The following is a 13,506-nucleotide window of genomic DNA, read 5'->3' as shown; positions in this document are numbered from 1 at the left end:
GGCAGGCCGTCAGCGCTGTTTCGTCCGTGACGGGGGGCGGCGGTCATACCCGGCCACCGGTGCGGCAGACCTTAAATCATCACCGCCGCGCTGCCAACTTGAAGGGCGCCGAGATGTGGTCGGGTTTGCACAAATCCTGATCAGGCCAGAATGCCGCACCCGGTTTTGCCGTCGTTCGGCTGTGGCACAATGCCGTGTCCAATCGCGGGGTGAATAAGAAATGAATATCTGGCTGCGCAGAGTGCTTGTCGGAGTTGCGTTGCTTGCCTGGCTGGCTGGTCTGGTGTGGGCCTACTGGCGGTTTGAGGGGCGCTATATCAAGGCATTTGAGCGACCTGTTTTCTTTCAGGCCGAGCAGGTGGCGCCGCCTTTTGCTCCCGGGCAGGTGCAGGTGGTGCATGTCTGGCAGTCAAACTGCCCCTGCAGCGCCGGCCACGAGGCCTATGTTGAGGAAATGACCAGACGCTTCGCGGAGCAGGGCGTGCGTTTCGCCCGCTCCGGACAGTATCCGACGAGTGGTATGCCGGCCGGCTTGAGTAACCTGCCTTACTGGCCGATACCTCAAGCATGGTCCGGTTGGCCGGGTGCGCCGTCTATTGCCATCTGGGCAGCGGACGGAAGTCTGGCCTATGTTGGACCTTACAGCGATGGAGCGCACTGCAGTGCCGACAGCAGTTTTGTGGAGCCGGTTGTTCAGGCTTTGCTGGCGGGGCGCAAGGTGACCATCACCCGGCAGGATGCCGTTGCCTGTCTGTGTGATCTGCCTGCCTTGGAGAGCTCTGCTGATGTCGAAACCGGTTCCCGAAAGTCTGACCCTTGAAGCGCACTACCTGCATGCCGATCGCGCCATGCTGGGCGTACTCTGGCTTTGCCTGCTGGGTGCGCTGGGGCTCGCCGCCTGGCACGGCACCTGGTTGCAGGCAATGCTGGTTGGTGGCGGAACGGTGCTGCTGGCCCATAGCCTTTATGCGCTGATCCGCGGCAGCCTGTTGTTCCGCTGTTTTGTCGCCGCCGCGTTTATGGTCATGGCGGCGCTGCACATCAATCAGGCGCAGGGCACGCTGGAGATGCACTTTTCGATCTTCGTGCTGCTGGCGTTCCTGATCATCTATCGCGACTGGCGACCGATCGTCGTAGCCACCATCGTCATTGCCGTGCATCACCTGGCGTTTTATGTGTTGCAGATGCAGGAGGCCGGGGTTTGGCTGGCTCAGGGCGTGACCTTCGGGCTGGTAATGGTGCACGCCGGATACGTCATCATCGAAGCGGGCGTGCTGGTGTATCTGGCACGCATGTCCTTCAATGAGGCGCGCGAAGGCGAAGTCATGGGGCAGACCGTCGCCCGTATGATCGGTGACGGCAGCGGCGTGGATCTCACCTGTCGGGCCAATATGCGCTCGCCCATGCTTGATTCTTTCAATGCCCTGCTCGATACCCTGGAAAATATGGTCTCCGGTTTGAGCTCCAGCATGCAGCAACTTGGCCAGCTCGGCAGTTCGGTCAGCAAGGGCGCCAGTGATCTGCGTCAGGGCTCGGAGCAGCAGCAGGACAAGACGCGGTATATGGTGCAGGCCATGCTGGAGCTGAGCCAGGCGACTGCCGACGTCGCGCGCAATGCGGCCGATGCGGCGCGGGCCTCCAGTGAGGCTGACAAGCGTGCCCAGGACGGCCATGCGGCGATGCAGGAGATTGCCCGCGAGGTGGCGTCACTGGAGAATAACATCGCGCAAACCGGCGAGGCGGTCGATGGCGCGGCGCAGCTCGCCATCGATATCGACCAGGTGGTCGATGTGATCAAGGGTGTCGCCGAGCAAACCAACCTGCTGGCGCTCAATGCCGCCATCGAGGCCGCGCGCGCCGGTGATCAGGGCCGCGGGTTTGCCGTGGTGGCCGACGAGGTGCGCAATCTGTCGCAGCGCACGGCGCAGTCGACCAGCGAGATCCAGGACTTCATCTCCCGTCTGCAGCAGGCCTCCGAGTCGGCCCGCAGCGCGATGGAGCAGAGTCGCACCTCGGTGCATCGTTGTCTGCAGGTAACGCAAAGCAGCGCCGAGATTCTTGCCGGCATTGTCAGCGAGATCGCCAGTATCGTCGGGCGCAACGCGCAGATCGCCACCGCGACGGAGGAGCAGTCGGCGGTCGGCGAAGATGTCGCTACCCATTTGCACGAGGTCGAAGCCGTTGCGCTGGCCAACACCGCCGAGGCTGTCGAGCTGGATCGCCTGTCCGCCGAGCTGGAGAAGGTGCGAGTGGTACTGATGCGCGATGCGGCTCAGTTCCGGACCGGCCGCTGAGGCCTCAGAGTCTCGCGATCAGGCGGTCCAGGGCATTGGCGAAGGCCTGCTTGTCCTTGTCACTGTAGGGGGCCGGGCCGCTGCGGCCGGCCAGTCCGGCACCGCGCAGTTCGTCCATCAGGTTGCGCACTGCCAGGCGCTCGCCGATGCTGCCCTTGTCGTAGATCTGGCCCCGGGGGTTGATGGCAGTGACGCCGCGGTCGACCAGGCCGGCAGCCAGTGGGATGTCGGCTGTGACCACCAGGTCGCCGGGTCGTGAGTGCTCGATGATGTAATGGTCGGCAGCGTCGGCGCCGGCGGCTACTGTTACCTGGCGTATGCCGGGGCCCGGCGGCAGTTGCTGGGCGCTGTTGGCCACCAGTACCAGTTCGATCTGCTTGCGTCGGGCGGCCTTGACGGTAACGTCACGTACCGGCCTGGGGCAGGCGTCGGCGTCGATCCAGAGGGTCATGCGGGCTCCTCGCTCAGCTGTTGCCGAGTTCCTGTTGCAGGGCTTCGAGCTCTTCCTGAGCCATCAGCCAGTCTTCTTCCAGTTGGGCGATCTGCTGGCGATACTCGGCCTGACGGTTCAGCAGCTCCTTCAGCTTGTCTTTGCTGGCAGCCTCGTACAGGCTGCTGTCGGCCAGCGCGTTCTCCACCTCGGCGTTCAGGTCGCTGACCTTGTTCAGTTCCTTCTCCAGCTTTTCTGCGGCCTTTTTCAGCGGCGCCAGCAGTTGGCGCTGTTCGGCCGCGGCGCGGCGCTGGGCCTTGGCGTCTACCTTGGGCGCACCTGAGCTCGCTTCCGGGGCCGCCGCCGCGGCCTGTTGCTGCCGGAACTGCGCCAGCCAGCGGGTGTAGCTGTCGAGGTCTTCTTCATAGTTGCGTACGCGGCCATCAGCGACCAGCCAGAGCTCGTCGGTGGTCTCGCGGATCAGGGCGCGGTCGTGTGAGACCAGCAGCATGGCCCCTTCAAAGGCCTGCAGGGCGACGGTCAGCGCGTGACGCATTTCCATGTCGAGGTGGTTGGTTGGCTCGTCCAGCAGCAGCAGGTTGGGGCGTTGCCAGGCAATCAGCGCCAGTGCCAGACGGGCCTTCTCGCCGCCGGAGAAATTCAGCACCGGCTCTTCGATGCGGTCACCCTTGAAGTCAAAGCCGCCGAGGAAGTTGCGCAATACCTGCTCGCGCTCATCCGGTGCCAGGCGTGCCAGATGCAGTAGCGGGCTGGCTTGCGGGTCGAGGCTGTCGAGCTGGTGCTGGGCAAAGTAGCCGATGGCCAGATGCTCGCCGGTCTTCAGTTCGCCGCCAAGCAGCGGCAGGCTGCCGGCCAGCGATTTGATCAGGGTAGACTTGCCGGCGCCGTTGGGGCCCAGAAGGCCGATGCGCGCGCCCGGCGCGAGCTGCAGTTTGACCTGCTCGAGAATCGCCGTTCCAGCGTAGCCAAGGGTGCCCTGATGCAGGTCGAGCAGCGGGGTTGACTGGTTACTGGCCTCACGGAAGCTGAACGAGAAGGGCGAGTCGATATGCGCCGGGCTTAGCTCCTCCATCCGCTCCAGCGCCTTCAGGCGGCTTTGCGCCTGCTTGGCCTTGCTGGCCTTGGCTCGAAAGCGGGCAATGTAACTCTGCATGTGCTCGCGCTCGGCCTGCTGCTTCTCGAAGGCTGACTGCTGCTGTGCCAGGCGCTCTGCGCGGGTACGCTCGAACTGGCTGAAACCGCCGCGGTACAGGTGCAGTGTACGGTTTTCAAAGTGCACGATGTGCTCAACTACCGCATCCAGGAAGTCGCGATCGTGGGAGATCAGCAGCAGGGTGCCGGGGTAGTTGCGCAACCAGTCTTCCAGCCAGAGGATGGCGTCCAGGTCCAGGTGGTTGGTCGGTTCGTCGAGCAGCAGCAGGTCGGAGGGGCACATCAGCGCCTGCGCCAGGTTCAGGCGCATCCGCCAGCCGCCGGAGAAGTCACCGACGCGGCGGCTGCATTGTTCGGTGGTGAACCCCAGGCCGGCAAGCAGGGTACGCGCGCGGCTGTCGGCGCTGAAGCCACCGTGGCTTTCCAGTTCGGCGTATAGTGCGCCAAGTTGCTCGGCCTGCTCCAGGCGCTCGGCCTCGGCCAGCCGCCGCTGGATATCGCGCAGGCGCTGGTCGCCGTCGAGCACATAGTCGACCGCGTTGCGGTCCAGCGCGCTGACTTCCTGCTGCATGTGCGCGATGCGCCAGTCGGCCGGTACGCTGCAGCTGCCGGCGTCGGGTTCGATCTGGCCGCGCAACAGGGCGAACAGACTGGATTTGCCGGCACCATTGGTCCCCAGCAGGCCGACTTTCTGGCCGGCATGCAGGGTGAGGTTGGCGTGTTCAAGCAGTCGCAGGGGGCCGCGCTGCAGGGTAAGGGAGTCGATGCTTATCATGGGGCGGGAGTATATCAGCGCCGCAAGGCGGGAGAAGCACAATGAGTAAGACAACCATCGGCTTGCCGCAATGGGCGCAATGGCTGTACGCCAGGCCGGGTGCAGCGCCTCTGCTGCTGGCGCTGCAGGACGAGTGCGACGAAGACGTGCTGCTTCTGTTGCTGACTATCTGGCTCTGGCTGCAGCGGTGTGCCCTGCCGGCGCCACAATGGCAGGCGCTGCATCTGCAGCAGGCAGCCTGGCGGGATGCGGTTATTCTGCCGGCGCGTGAGGCTCGTCGCGGTCTCGCCGGCGACCCCCAGTCTCAGGCGCTGTATCAGATAGCCAAGCAGGCGGAGGTCGAGGCGGAACTGAGTCAGTTGGCGCGTCTGGCTGTCTGGCTTGAGCGCAGCGAGTTGACGGCGGCAGGGCTGCAGCAATGCCTTGCGGCGGGCTGCATCGGGCAGATGGACGGGCGTCGCGCCGAGCTGGTGGAGCAGCTGGCGCTATGCCTGGAGCGTCAGCTCAGTTCGCTTCAGTAGCGGGCTGAGCTGCAGGCTTGGCTGCCGAGGGTTTGCGTCTGGTCGGAGCGCGGCGGTTGCGCGGCTTGGCGGCTGGTTTGGGCGCGTCGCGCTTGTCGAGGGCCTGGGTCACCTGGGCGTCGATGCGGTCCAGCCCCTTGGCCAGGCGCAGGGTCTGACGCACGTCGGCTTCCAGCTGAGCGATATAGCGCTCGGCGTTGTTGCGTGATTGCTCAAGCGTTTCCAGCGCTGCGCGCAGGTCGGCGATCTTGCGGCGCGTCTTGCTTGCCGGCTTGTTCGGATCCTCGGCGGTGCGCTCGGCCAGCCTTGCTTCGCTCTGTTTGAGCTTTTCCTCGAGCTTTTCCTGCTGGCGCTGGAGCTTCTCCAGGGCCTTGCCCGCATCCTTGATCGCTTTCTCGCAGGCCTCGGTGAGGTGTTCGTTGAGGGTACGTGTCAGGGTCTTCAGCAGATGCAGAGGTGAGGCAACCCTGTCGGCGGTTTTCGGCTTGTCTGTGCTGGTCACGAGCAGCTGTTCCTTGGTCTGCGGATTGCTCAGACGGCGCCGAGCAGATCCTTGTGAGCGGTATGCAGTACTTCGATCAGACAGTCTTCAAGCTCGAAACGTTCATGCAGCAGGCCGCCCAGTTGTTCCAGCTGCTGTTGCATCTGCGTCTCGTCGATGATGCTGGCTGTCTGACCATAGCGATCATTGAATGCAACGGCTTCGAGGGTAATGGCTTCGATGCGCGGATAGACCTGATGAGCCAGCTCAATGCCGCGCTGGTCGTCGAAGTCCTGTGCTTCACGCAGCAGCTGTTCGTAGATTTCGAAATGACCGGCGGAAACGTAGTCGACCAGCACGTCACAGAAGGCCGACAGTGCCGTGTCGGCGGAGTCGGGCACCGGCGTGCGTTTGCGCAGCTGGGTGTAGTCCAGGATCAGCTGGTTGCGTTCGGCTAGCCAGCGGTCGATCAACTGGTGAACACCGCCCCAGCGCTCCTGGGAGGTTCTGCAGGTTTCCAGCATCTTCCACCTCTTTTCGGCAGTGTCGGTCTGGCCGACTTAGTGGGTGTGAATGAATCCCGGGCTGGCATCAGAATAGGCCAGTCGGTATCGCCGCATCAAGGCTTCTGATGCCGGTTGTGCTGCAATCAGTCGACCTTGCGCAGGATCTGCATTACACCGAAGACAGAGAAGCAGATGAACGCGATCAGGGTGCCTTCGGCGATGCTCAGGCCGAGAAAGGTCCAGGTCACTTCTGCGCACTGGGCGGTGCCGCTGAAGACTTGGCTCAGCACATCCCAGAAGGGCAGGGTTTCGAGCATGTAGTCCAGCGGCAGAATGCATGATGGCACCTGATCTGGTGGCAAGTGCTGCAGCCAGACCTGGCGGCCGGCAGTGCCTGCCCCAAAAAGGCTGGCCAGCATCAGCAGGGCGCCGTAGGTTCGTGCGCCGGTGCGCTTGCCGTTCTTCGGGCCGGGGTTATGCAGCACTGCGGCAAGGCAGATCAGACCGACGACGATGAGGGCAATACGCTGAATGATGCACAGCGGGCAGGGCTCCAGACCAACGACGTGCTCAAGGTAAAGAGCGGCAGCCATCAGCAGGACGGAGACAATCAGGGCAAGCAGATAGAGGGGGCGAGAGGCCGGCAGGGTCATGCGAGATTCCGTCTTCGTTCGGGGGCGGACGCCTACCTTAGAGCATGCGCCTTGGAGCGCACAAGGTCCGGTGGTTACCGGTGTTGATGCGAGGCGTTTGCCGGGCTCTGCGGCCCGGCAAACAGCGGCCTGTCAGGCAGTGCCCGCCGCTTCGTTAGCGCGACGCTGTTCGGATTGGGCGAACAGGGCGTCGAAGTTGACCGGGGACAGCATCAGGGGAGGGAAGCTGCCACGCAGTACCAGGTTGTCGATGGTTTCACGGGCGTAGGGGAACAGGATGTTCGGGCAGAACGCGCCGAGGGTGTGACGCATGGCCGCTTCATCCAGGCCGTCGATGGCAAAGATGCCGGCCTGTTGTACTTCAGCGATGAAGCAGACTTCGTTCTCGCCAGTGGTCACGGTGGCGTTGACGGTCAGAACCACTTCATAGATACCCGGCTGCAGCTCGGTGTTGCGGGTATTGAGATCCAGATTGACGTGAGGATTCCACTGGCTCTGGAAAACGGCTGGCGACTTCGGCGACTCGAAGGAAAGGTCCTTGACGTAGATGCGCTGCAGGCTGAACTGCGGCTGACCTGCCTGTGCGCCGTTGGCGGCTTGATTGTTCTGTTCTTCGGCCATCGTGAAAAATCCTTGAAGTGATGGTTGTTTTTTCGGGTTGAAAGCGCTGCTTACCCTGCCAGCAGCGCATCCAGTTGTCCAGAGCGCTGCGCGGCGACCAGGTCATCACAGCCGCCGACATGGGTGTTGCCGATCCAGATCTGCGGAACCGACGTGCGCCCGCCAGTCAGGCGGGTCATCTCGGCGCGCACGGCGGGCTGACCATCGACACAGATCTCGCGGAACTGCACGCCCTTGCTGGCCAGCAGCTGCTTGGCGCGCATGCAGAAAGGGCAATAATTGCTGCTGTAGATGACGACGTCTGCCATGTTATTTGACCAACGGAAGGTTGTCTGCACGCCAGCCCGAGATACCGCCTGCCAGGCGGGCGACGTTCTCGTGTCCGGCAGCTTTGAGCTGCTTGGCGCAGCTGCCCGCGTGCTGACCTGCAGCACAGACCAGCAGCAACGGCTTGCCCTTGTGCTTGTCCAGTTCGCCCATGCGTTTTTCGAGCGCGTCGTAGGGAATGTTGATGGAGTCGACGATATGGCCTGCGCTGAAGTCCTTCTTTGAGCGCAGGTCAATCACAACCGCCTGTTCCCGGTTGATCAGGGTGGTGGCCTGGCTGGTAGTCAGGGCCTTGCCTGACTTGCGGCCCTCGGTGAACAGCAGCAGGGCGAGCACGATTAGAAAGGCGGTGGTCAGCAGATAGTGATTGCCGATGAATTCGATCAGATGTTGGAGAAACTGCATTGAACTGGCTTCCGGGACGCTGAAAGCTCGCGAGTATACACCAAGGTTGGCGGGAACCGAGCATGACAGGCCGCCGCCCGACCAGTAAACTGGGACCCTTGTTGGCGGCCGACAGGCACGCAGTACCCTTTCCCGATCTTTCCAACGCGAGTTTTTGCCATGACAGCAGCGCCCAAACCTGTGGTTTTGATGATTCTGGACGGCTTCGGTTACAGTGAATCCCCCGACTCCAACGCCATCATGGCTGCCAGGACGCCAGTCTGGGACAAACTCTGGGCCAGCGCGCCGCATACCCTGGTGTCGGGTTCCGGCATGGATGTAGGCCTGCCTGACGGTCAGATGGGCAACTCGGAGGTTGGCCACATGAACCTGGGTGCTGGCCGTGTCGTCTATCAGGACTTCACCCGCGTGACCAAGTCGATTCAGGACGGCGACTTTTTCGAGAATCCGGTGATCTGCGGCGCGGTTGACAAGGCCGTGGCTGCCGGTCGCGCAATACACGTCATGGGGCTGCTGTCGCCGGGTGGTGTGCACAGCCATGAAGAGCAGTTGGCGGCGATGGTTGAGCTGGCGGCCCGCCGTGGTGCCGAGCACATTTATCTGCACGCCTTCCTCGATGGTCGGGATACGCCGCCAAAGAGTGCCGAGCCCTCGCTGCAGATGATGGAAGATACCTATGCCCGCCTCGGCAAGGGTCGCACCGTCAGCCTGATCGGCCGCTATTACGCGATGGATCGGGACAACCGCTGGGAGCGGGTTGAGTCGGCCTACAATCTGATCACCGAGGGTCGCGGCGAGTTCGGCGCGCAGACCGCAGCCGATGGTCTGGCTGCCGCCTACGAGCGCGGCGAGAGTGACGAATTCGTCAAGGCCACCACTATCGGTGCGCCGGTCAGAGTCGAGGATGGTGACGCTGTCATTTTCATGAATTTCCGCGCCGACCGCGCCCGCGAACTGAGCCGTGCCTTCGTTGAACCGGGTTTCAGCGGCTTTGCTCGCCAGCGCGAGCTGAAGCTGGCCGGCTACGTGATGCTGACCCAGTACGCCGCCGACATTCCGGCGCCCTGCGCCTACCCGCCGGCAACACTGGAAAACGTGCTGGGTGAATACCTGGCCAAGCAGGGCAAGACCCAGCTGCGTATCGCCGAAACCGAAAAGTACGCCCACGTGACCTTCTTCTTCTCCGGCGGCCGTGAAGAACCGTTCGAAGGCGAAGAGCGGATCCTGATCCCGTCCCCGCAGGTGGCGACCTACGACCTGCAGCCGCAGATGAGTGCGCCGGAAGTGACCGATCGCATTGTCGAGGCTATCGAGCAGCAGCGCTACGACGTGATCATCGTCAACTACGCCAACGGCGACATGGTCGGCCACACCGGTGTCTTCGACGCGGCAGTTGCTGCAGTCGAATGTCTCGACAGCTGCATTGACCGTATCAGCACCGCATTGGCCAAGGTCGGTGGCGAGGCGCTGATCACCGCCGACCACGGCAACGTCGAACAGATGTCCGACGAGCATACCGGGCAGGCGCACACGGCGCACACCTGCGAGCCGGTGCCCTTCGTCTATGTCGGCCCGCGTCAGGTCGAGCTGCGTGACGGCGGCATCCTGTCCGACGTTGCACCAACCCTGCTGACCCTGCTCGGCCTGCCGCAACCGGCCGAGATGACGGGTCGCAGCATTATCACCAGCGTGAAGTAAGCGCCGATGCCCAGTGCTCAGCAGGGACGCTGGCGTCGGCCGCTGATGGCCATGCTGCTGGCTGCGATATGTGGTTGGGTTGCACCACTGGCCGCAGATCAGCCGTCAGATTCGCGTGCTGCCCGTGCCGAGCTGGAGAAGGCCCAGGCGGATATTGAGCGGCTGAAGGACATGTTGCAGGGCCTGCGGCAGGAGGTCTCCGGCATGGAGGCCGAGCTGAAGGAAAGCGAGACGGACATTGGTCGCCTGCAGCGCGAACGACGCGAGCTTGAGCAGCAGATTCGCGATGGCGAGAGCCGTCTGATCGACCTGCGAGAGCAGACCCGCACCCTGCAGGCTTCGCTCAAGGCTCAGCAGGAGCAGATCGCCCGTCAGGTGCGCGCCGCCTATATGGCCGGTCAGCAGAGCTATTTGAAGTTGCTGCTGAATCAGGATGACCCGGGCCGCATGGCGCGGATGCTGCGCTACTACGACTACGTCGGCCAGGCGCGGGTCGGGGAAATCACCCGTTTCAACGACACCATCGCCGAGTTGCAGCAGGCCAGCGCACAGATAGTCACCCAGCAGACGAGCCTGCAGCAGCAGCGCGAAGGGCTGGCCGAACGTACTGCCGCGCTTGAAACTCAGCAGCGCAAGCGCAGCCAGTTGCTGGCGTCACTGCAAGGTCAGCAGCGCAGTCAGGCCGAACAGCTGCGCGCCCGTGAAGCCGAGCGCGCCGAGCTGACACGCTTGATCAAGCGTCTCGAGGAAGCGGTAGTCAGCATCCCGGTACCGGCAGGCAACCTGCCCTTCGCCCAGGCACGTGGCAAGATGCCGTTGCCGGTCAGGGGGCAGGTGGCGGCGCGTTTCGGCAGTCAGCGCGGTGCCGATTCCCGATTGAAGTGGGATGGCCTGGTAATCAATGCGCCGAGCGGAACTCCGGTCAATGCCATTCACGGTGGCCGGGTGGTGTTTGCCGATTGGCTGCGTGGCTCTGGGTTGCTGCTGATTCTTGATCACGGCGGTGGCTATCTGACCCTGTATGGTCACAACCAAACCTTGCTGAAGGAAGTGGGAGCCTGGGTGCAGCCCGGTGAGCCCATTGCCACCGTCGGCAGCAGTGGCGGATTGAGCGAGCCGTCACTGTATTTTGCCATTCGTCACCGTGGTCAGGCGCTGGATCCGCTGGGCTGGTGTATGCTGTCCGGGTGACAGCGCCCGCTGCAGATCACGGGTGGTTGTTGAATATTCCGGACTGGAGAGTTACATGATCGCAGCGCGTCGTCTGTTGGTGGCCGGGTTTGCCCTGGCCTTTGGCCTGTCACAGGTTCAGGCTCAGGAGTCGGCTTCCCAGCCCGCTGCCGCACCGCTGCCGCTGAACGAGCTGCGCACCTTCGCTGAGGTATTCGAACGCATTCGCGGATCCTATGTCGAGCCGGTGGATGACGCCACCCTGCTGGAAAACGCCATTCGCGGCATGCTCGAGGGTCTTGATCCGCACTCTGCCTACCTTACCCCGGAAGATTACACCGGCCTGCAAGACTCCACCGAAGGTCAGTTTGGCGGGTTGGGCATTGAAGTGGGGCAGGAAGACGGCTTCCTCAAGGTCGTATCTCCGATTGACGACACTCCAGCCGCCGAGGCGGGTATCGAGGCCGGGGACCTGATTATCAAGATCGACGATCAGCCGGTAAAGGGCATGAGTCTGATGGACGCGGTCGACAGCATGCGCGGCGAGCCGGGTTCCGAGGTTCGGCTGACCCTGGTGCGTGGCGAAGGACGTCCGTTTGAGGTGACCCTCACGCGCGCCATCATCAAGGTCAAGAGCGTCAAGACCGAGGAGCTTGAGCCGGGCTATGCCTATTTGCGCGTTACCCAGTTTCAGATCAACACCGGTGACGAGGTGCGGGCGGCGATCAATCGCCTCAATGCCAACGGTCAGCTCAAGGGGCTGGTGCTCGATCTGCGCAACAACCCCGGCGGCGTTTTGCAGGCGGCGGTCGAGGTGGTCGACAGCTTTGTCGACAGCGGCCTGATCGTCTACACCAAGGGCCGCCTCAGTAACGCCGAGATGCGTTTCAATGCGACCAGTGCCAATCCCTCCGGCAGCGTGCCGCTGGTGGTGCTGATCAACGGTGGCTCGGCCTCGGCTTCCGAGATCGTTGCCGGTGCCCTGCAGGATCTGGGACGCGGTGTGATCATGGGTACCGACAGTTTTGGCAAGGGCTCTGTGCAGACCGTATTGCCGCTGAACAATGACCGGGCACTCAAGCTGACCACCGCGCTTTACTACACGCCGAGCGGACGCTCGATTCAGGCCCAGGGCATCGTGCCGGATATCCGTGTCGAGCGCGGACATCTGACAGTCGACGAGGGCGAGGTCGGCTTCCGTGAGGCCGATCTGGCTGGCCACATCAATAACGCCAGTGGCAACGAGCGGCCCACGGGCAGCGAGCCCAAGCCGGAGCGCAGCCTGCTCGACGACGACTATCAACTGACCCAGGCGCTGAGCCTGCTCAAGGGGCTGAACATCGCCACGCGTGCGCGCTCCGCAGACTGACAAATGAGCTGGACCTTTCTGTCGCGCGTTGGCGTGTTGCCTGCGCTTGCGCTGGGTTTTGCGCTGTTGCTGGGCGCCTGCTCGGACGAGGAATCGCCTGAAAAGTCAGCGCCCGTCCCGGTGACAGCAACGGCACCATCAACCGAGTCGTCTGACCTGCCCGTGGTCGAGGCGGACGCTGCTGTTGGTCCCGTCGTCCCGGGTGATGCGCCGCCGGCCTCAGCGGACGAGGTGCCCTCGGTGGTTGTCGAGCCCGAACCGGTTCCGCCGGTGTTGCCCATCGCACCGCCCTTGATGCCGCAGTTGGCGATCATCATTGATGACGTGGGTCAGAGCCTGCCGGTTGGCCGCCAGTTGGTGGCATTGCCCGGGCCGGTTGCACTGGCCATCCTGCCGTTTCTTCCCCACTCACAGCTGCTGGCCGCCGAAGCTGCGGCAGCCGGAAAGCCGGTGATGCTGCATCTGCCGATGGAAAACATGGCCGGCCTGTCGATTGGCCCCGGCGGGTTGACCACGGCCATGCCGGAAGCCGAGTTTCGCTCCCGTTTGCAACTCGCCCTGAATGCCTTCAGTCCGATTCAGGGTGTCAACAACCACATGGGCAGTCGTCTGACTTCGGATCGTCAGCGCATGGACTGGCTGATGCAGGTGCTCGCCGAGCGGCAGCTGTTCTTTGTCGACAGTCGCACCACCGCTCAGACTCAGGCTGTTTTTGCCGCCAAGGCTGCACAGGTGCCGAGCGTGTCACGCGACGTGTTCCTCGATAACCAGCGGACCGAGGCGGAGATCAATCACGAGTTCGCTCTGGCTGTCGCGAAGGCGCGCAAGGACGGCGCAGCTGTGCTGATCGGCCATCCTTACCCGGAAACCCTGGCTTACCTGGAACGTCGTTTGCCGCAGCTGGAGGGAGAGGGTGTGCAGTTGGTGAGTGTGCAGGTGTTGTTGGGGCGGTAGCTGCTGAATCGTTGATCGCTCTCATGCTCTGCGTGGGAGCGCCCGTCAGGACGTGCATCTCGGGTGCGTTCAGTTTTGCATGGCATTGCCGGCTGCGGTGTCGTCTGACGGATGGCTTTTCGCCTTTTA

Annotated in this window: 15 protein-coding genes; 7 read left to right on the top strand and 8 right to left on the bottom strand. The window is 63.2% G+C overall.

The features are described from left to right. Nucleotides 1-220: 220 nt before the first annotated feature. Both B7O88_RS11930 and B7O88_RS11925 read left to right on the top strand, forming a co-directional pair. Nucleotides 221-820: a DUF6436 domain-containing protein gene (locus B7O88_RS11930; protein ID WP_088276196.1), complete on the top strand. Its 600-nt coding sequence runs from the start codon at nucleotides 221-223 to the stop codon at nucleotides 818-820. Next, the gene (locus B7O88_RS11925; protein ID WP_160003180.1) at nucleotides 786-2,294 is read left to right on the top strand and encodes a methyl-accepting chemotaxis protein; all 1,509 of its coding nucleotides are present in this window, start codon (nucleotides 786-788) and stop codon (nucleotides 2,292-2,294) included. Before B7O88_RS11930 ends, B7O88_RS11925 begins: the two co-directional genes overlap by 35 nt. 4 nt (nucleotides 2,295-2,298) lie before the next feature. Here the strand turns inward: B7O88_RS11925 and B7O88_RS11920 are convergent, their stop codons facing one another. Then, nucleotides 2,299-2,745, bottom strand: coding sequence for a YaiI/YqxD family protein (locus B7O88_RS11920; protein WP_088276194.1), 447 nt, complete (start codon nucleotides 2,743-2,745; stop codon nucleotides 2,299-2,301). 13 nt (nucleotides 2,746-2,758) lie between these two features. Further along, nucleotides 2,759-4,672: an ATP-binding cassette domain-containing protein gene (locus B7O88_RS11915; RefSeq protein ID WP_088276192.1), complete on the bottom strand. Its 1,914-nt coding sequence runs from the start codon at nucleotides 4,670-4,672 to the stop codon at nucleotides 2,759-2,761. Nucleotides 4,673-4,713: 41 nt separating this feature from the next. Here B7O88_RS11915 and B7O88_RS11910 point away from each other — a divergent pair, with 41 nt between their 5' ends. Beyond that, entirely contained in the window at nucleotides 4,714-5,193 is a 480-nt protein-coding gene (locus tag B7O88_RS11910; protein WP_088276191.1) for a TIGR02444 family protein, read from the top strand. Here B7O88_RS11910 and B7O88_RS11905 read toward each other — a convergent pair. The 6 genes from B7O88_RS11905 to B7O88_RS11880 form a co-directional block, all read right to left on the bottom strand. Then, nucleotides 5,177-5,695, bottom strand: coding sequence for a hypothetical protein (locus tag B7O88_RS11905; protein ID WP_088276190.1), 519 nt, complete (start codon nucleotides 5,693-5,695; stop codon nucleotides 5,177-5,179). The genes B7O88_RS11910 and B7O88_RS11905 overlap by 17 nt on opposite strands. A gap of 29 nt (nucleotides 5,696-5,724) precedes the next feature. After that, nucleotides 5,725-6,198 carry a sigma D regulator gene (rsd, locus tag B7O88_RS11900; protein ID WP_088276189.1) on the bottom strand — a complete coding sequence of 158 codons (474 nt, stop codon included), beginning with the start codon at nucleotides 6,196-6,198 and terminating at the stop codon, nucleotides 5,725-5,727. 125 nt (nucleotides 6,199-6,323) lie between these two features. Beyond that, a complete protein-coding gene (locus tag B7O88_RS11895) occupies nucleotides 6,324-6,833 on the bottom strand; it encodes a disulfide bond formation protein B (protein WP_088276188.1) in 510 nt (169 codons plus the stop codon). Between the two features lie 132 nt (nucleotides 6,834-6,965). Continuing rightward, entirely contained in the window at nucleotides 6,966-7,454 is a 489-nt protein-coding gene (gene secB / locus B7O88_RS11890; RefSeq protein WP_088276187.1) for a protein-export chaperone SecB, read from the bottom strand. Nucleotides 7,455-7,504: 50 nt separating this feature from the next. After that, the gene (grxC, locus tag B7O88_RS11885) at nucleotides 7,505-7,762 is read right to left on the bottom strand and encodes a glutaredoxin 3 (RefSeq protein ID WP_088276185.1); all 258 of its coding nucleotides are present in this window, start codon (nucleotides 7,760-7,762) and stop codon (nucleotides 7,505-7,507) included. 1 nt (nucleotide 7,763) lies between these two features. Further along, complete coding sequence (locus B7O88_RS11880; protein WP_088276184.1) at nucleotides 7,764-8,186, bottom strand: rhodanese-like domain-containing protein; 423 nt, start codon at nucleotides 8,184-8,186, stop codon at nucleotides 7,764-7,766. Between the two features lie 159 nt (nucleotides 8,187-8,345). Here B7O88_RS11880 and gpmI point away from each other — a divergent pair, with 159 nt between their 5' ends. The 4 genes from gpmI to B7O88_RS11860 are packed head-to-tail and all read left to right on the top strand — an operon-like array spanning nucleotide 8,346 to nucleotide 13,377. Next, on the top strand, nucleotides 8,346-9,884 hold the full coding sequence (gene gpmI / locus B7O88_RS11875; protein WP_088276183.1) for a 2,3-bisphosphoglycerate-independent phosphoglycerate mutase: 1,539 nt from the start codon (nucleotides 8,346-8,348) through the stop codon (nucleotides 9,882-9,884). 6 nt (nucleotides 9,885-9,890) lie between these two features. Beyond that, nucleotides 9,891-11,075: a murein hydrolase activator EnvC family protein gene (locus B7O88_RS11870; RefSeq protein ID WP_088276182.1), complete on the top strand. Its 1,185-nt coding sequence runs from the start codon at nucleotides 9,891-9,893 to the stop codon at nucleotides 11,073-11,075. A 55-nt stretch (nucleotides 11,076-11,130) separates the two neighbouring features. Then, a complete protein-coding gene (locus B7O88_RS11865) occupies nucleotides 11,131-12,423 on the top strand; it encodes a S41 family peptidase (protein WP_088276181.1) in 1,293 nt (430 codons plus the stop codon). Nucleotides 12,424-12,426: 3 nt separating this feature from the next. Further along, complete coding sequence (locus B7O88_RS11860) at nucleotides 12,427-13,377, top strand: divergent polysaccharide deacetylase family protein (protein WP_088276180.1); 951 nt, start codon at nucleotides 12,427-12,429, stop codon at nucleotides 13,375-13,377. Nucleotides 13,378-13,506: the final 129 nt, after the last annotated feature.

The organism is Halopseudomonas aestusnigri, assembly GCF_002197985.1.
Lineage (GTDB): Bacteria > Pseudomonadota > Gammaproteobacteria > Pseudomonadales > Pseudomonadaceae > Halopseudomonas > Halopseudomonas aestusnigri.
Note: the sequence above shows the minus strand (reverse complement) of the source record. Positions and strands in the feature narration are given on the sequence as shown.

What these genes read in the sequence shown, in the direction of transcription:
- B7O88_RS11880 (WP_088276184.1), bottom strand. Translation starts at nt 8,186, where the DNA reads ATGCAGTTTCTCCAACATCTGATCGAATTCATCGGCAATCACTATCTG.
- gpmI (WP_088276183.1), top strand. Translation starts at nt 8,346, where the DNA reads ATGACAGCAGCGCCCAAACCTGTGGTTTTGATGATTCTGGACGGCTTC.
- B7O88_RS11910 (WP_088276191.1), top strand. Translation starts at nt 4,714, where the DNA reads ATGAGTAAGACAACCATCGGCTTGCCGCAATGGGCGCAATGGCTGTAC.
- B7O88_RS11860 (WP_088276180.1), top strand. Translation starts at nt 12,427, where the DNA reads ATGAGCTGGACCTTTCTGTCGCGCGTTGGCGTGTTGCCTGCGCTTGCG.
- grxC (WP_088276185.1), bottom strand. Translation starts at nt 7,762, where the DNA reads ATGGCAGACGTCGTCATCTACAGCAGCAATTATTGCCCTTTCTGCATG.
- secB (WP_088276187.1), bottom strand. Translation starts at nt 7,454, where the DNA reads ATGGCCGAAGAACAGAACAATCAAGCCGCCAACGGCGCACAGGCAGGT.
- B7O88_RS11930 (WP_088276196.1), top strand. Translation starts at nt 221, where the DNA reads ATGAATATCTGGCTGCGCAGAGTGCTTGTCGGAGTTGCGTTGCTTGCC.
- B7O88_RS11870 (WP_088276182.1), top strand. Translation starts at nt 9,891, where the DNA reads ATGCCCAGTGCTCAGCAGGGACGCTGGCGTCGGCCGCTGATGGCCATG.
- B7O88_RS11920 (WP_088276194.1), bottom strand. Translation starts at nt 2,745, where the DNA reads ATGACCCTCTGGATCGACGCCGACGCCTGCCCCAGGCCGGTACGTGAC.
- B7O88_RS11925 (WP_160003180.1), top strand. Translation starts at nt 786, where the DNA reads ATGTCGAAACCGGTTCCCGAAAGTCTGACCCTTGAAGCGCACTACCTG.
- B7O88_RS11865 (WP_088276181.1), top strand. Translation starts at nt 11,131, where the DNA reads ATGATCGCAGCGCGTCGTCTGTTGGTGGCCGGGTTTGCCCTGGCCTTT.
- B7O88_RS11895 (WP_088276188.1), bottom strand. Translation starts at nt 6,833, where the DNA reads ATGACCCTGCCGGCCTCTCGCCCCCTCTATCTGCTTGCCCTGATTGTC.
- B7O88_RS11915 (WP_088276192.1), bottom strand. Translation starts at nt 4,672, where the DNA reads ATGATAAGCATCGACTCCCTTACCCTGCAGCGCGGCCCCCTGCGACTG.
- rsd (WP_088276189.1), bottom strand. Translation starts at nt 6,198, where the DNA reads ATGCTGGAAACCTGCAGAACCTCCCAGGAGCGCTGGGGCGGTGTTCAC.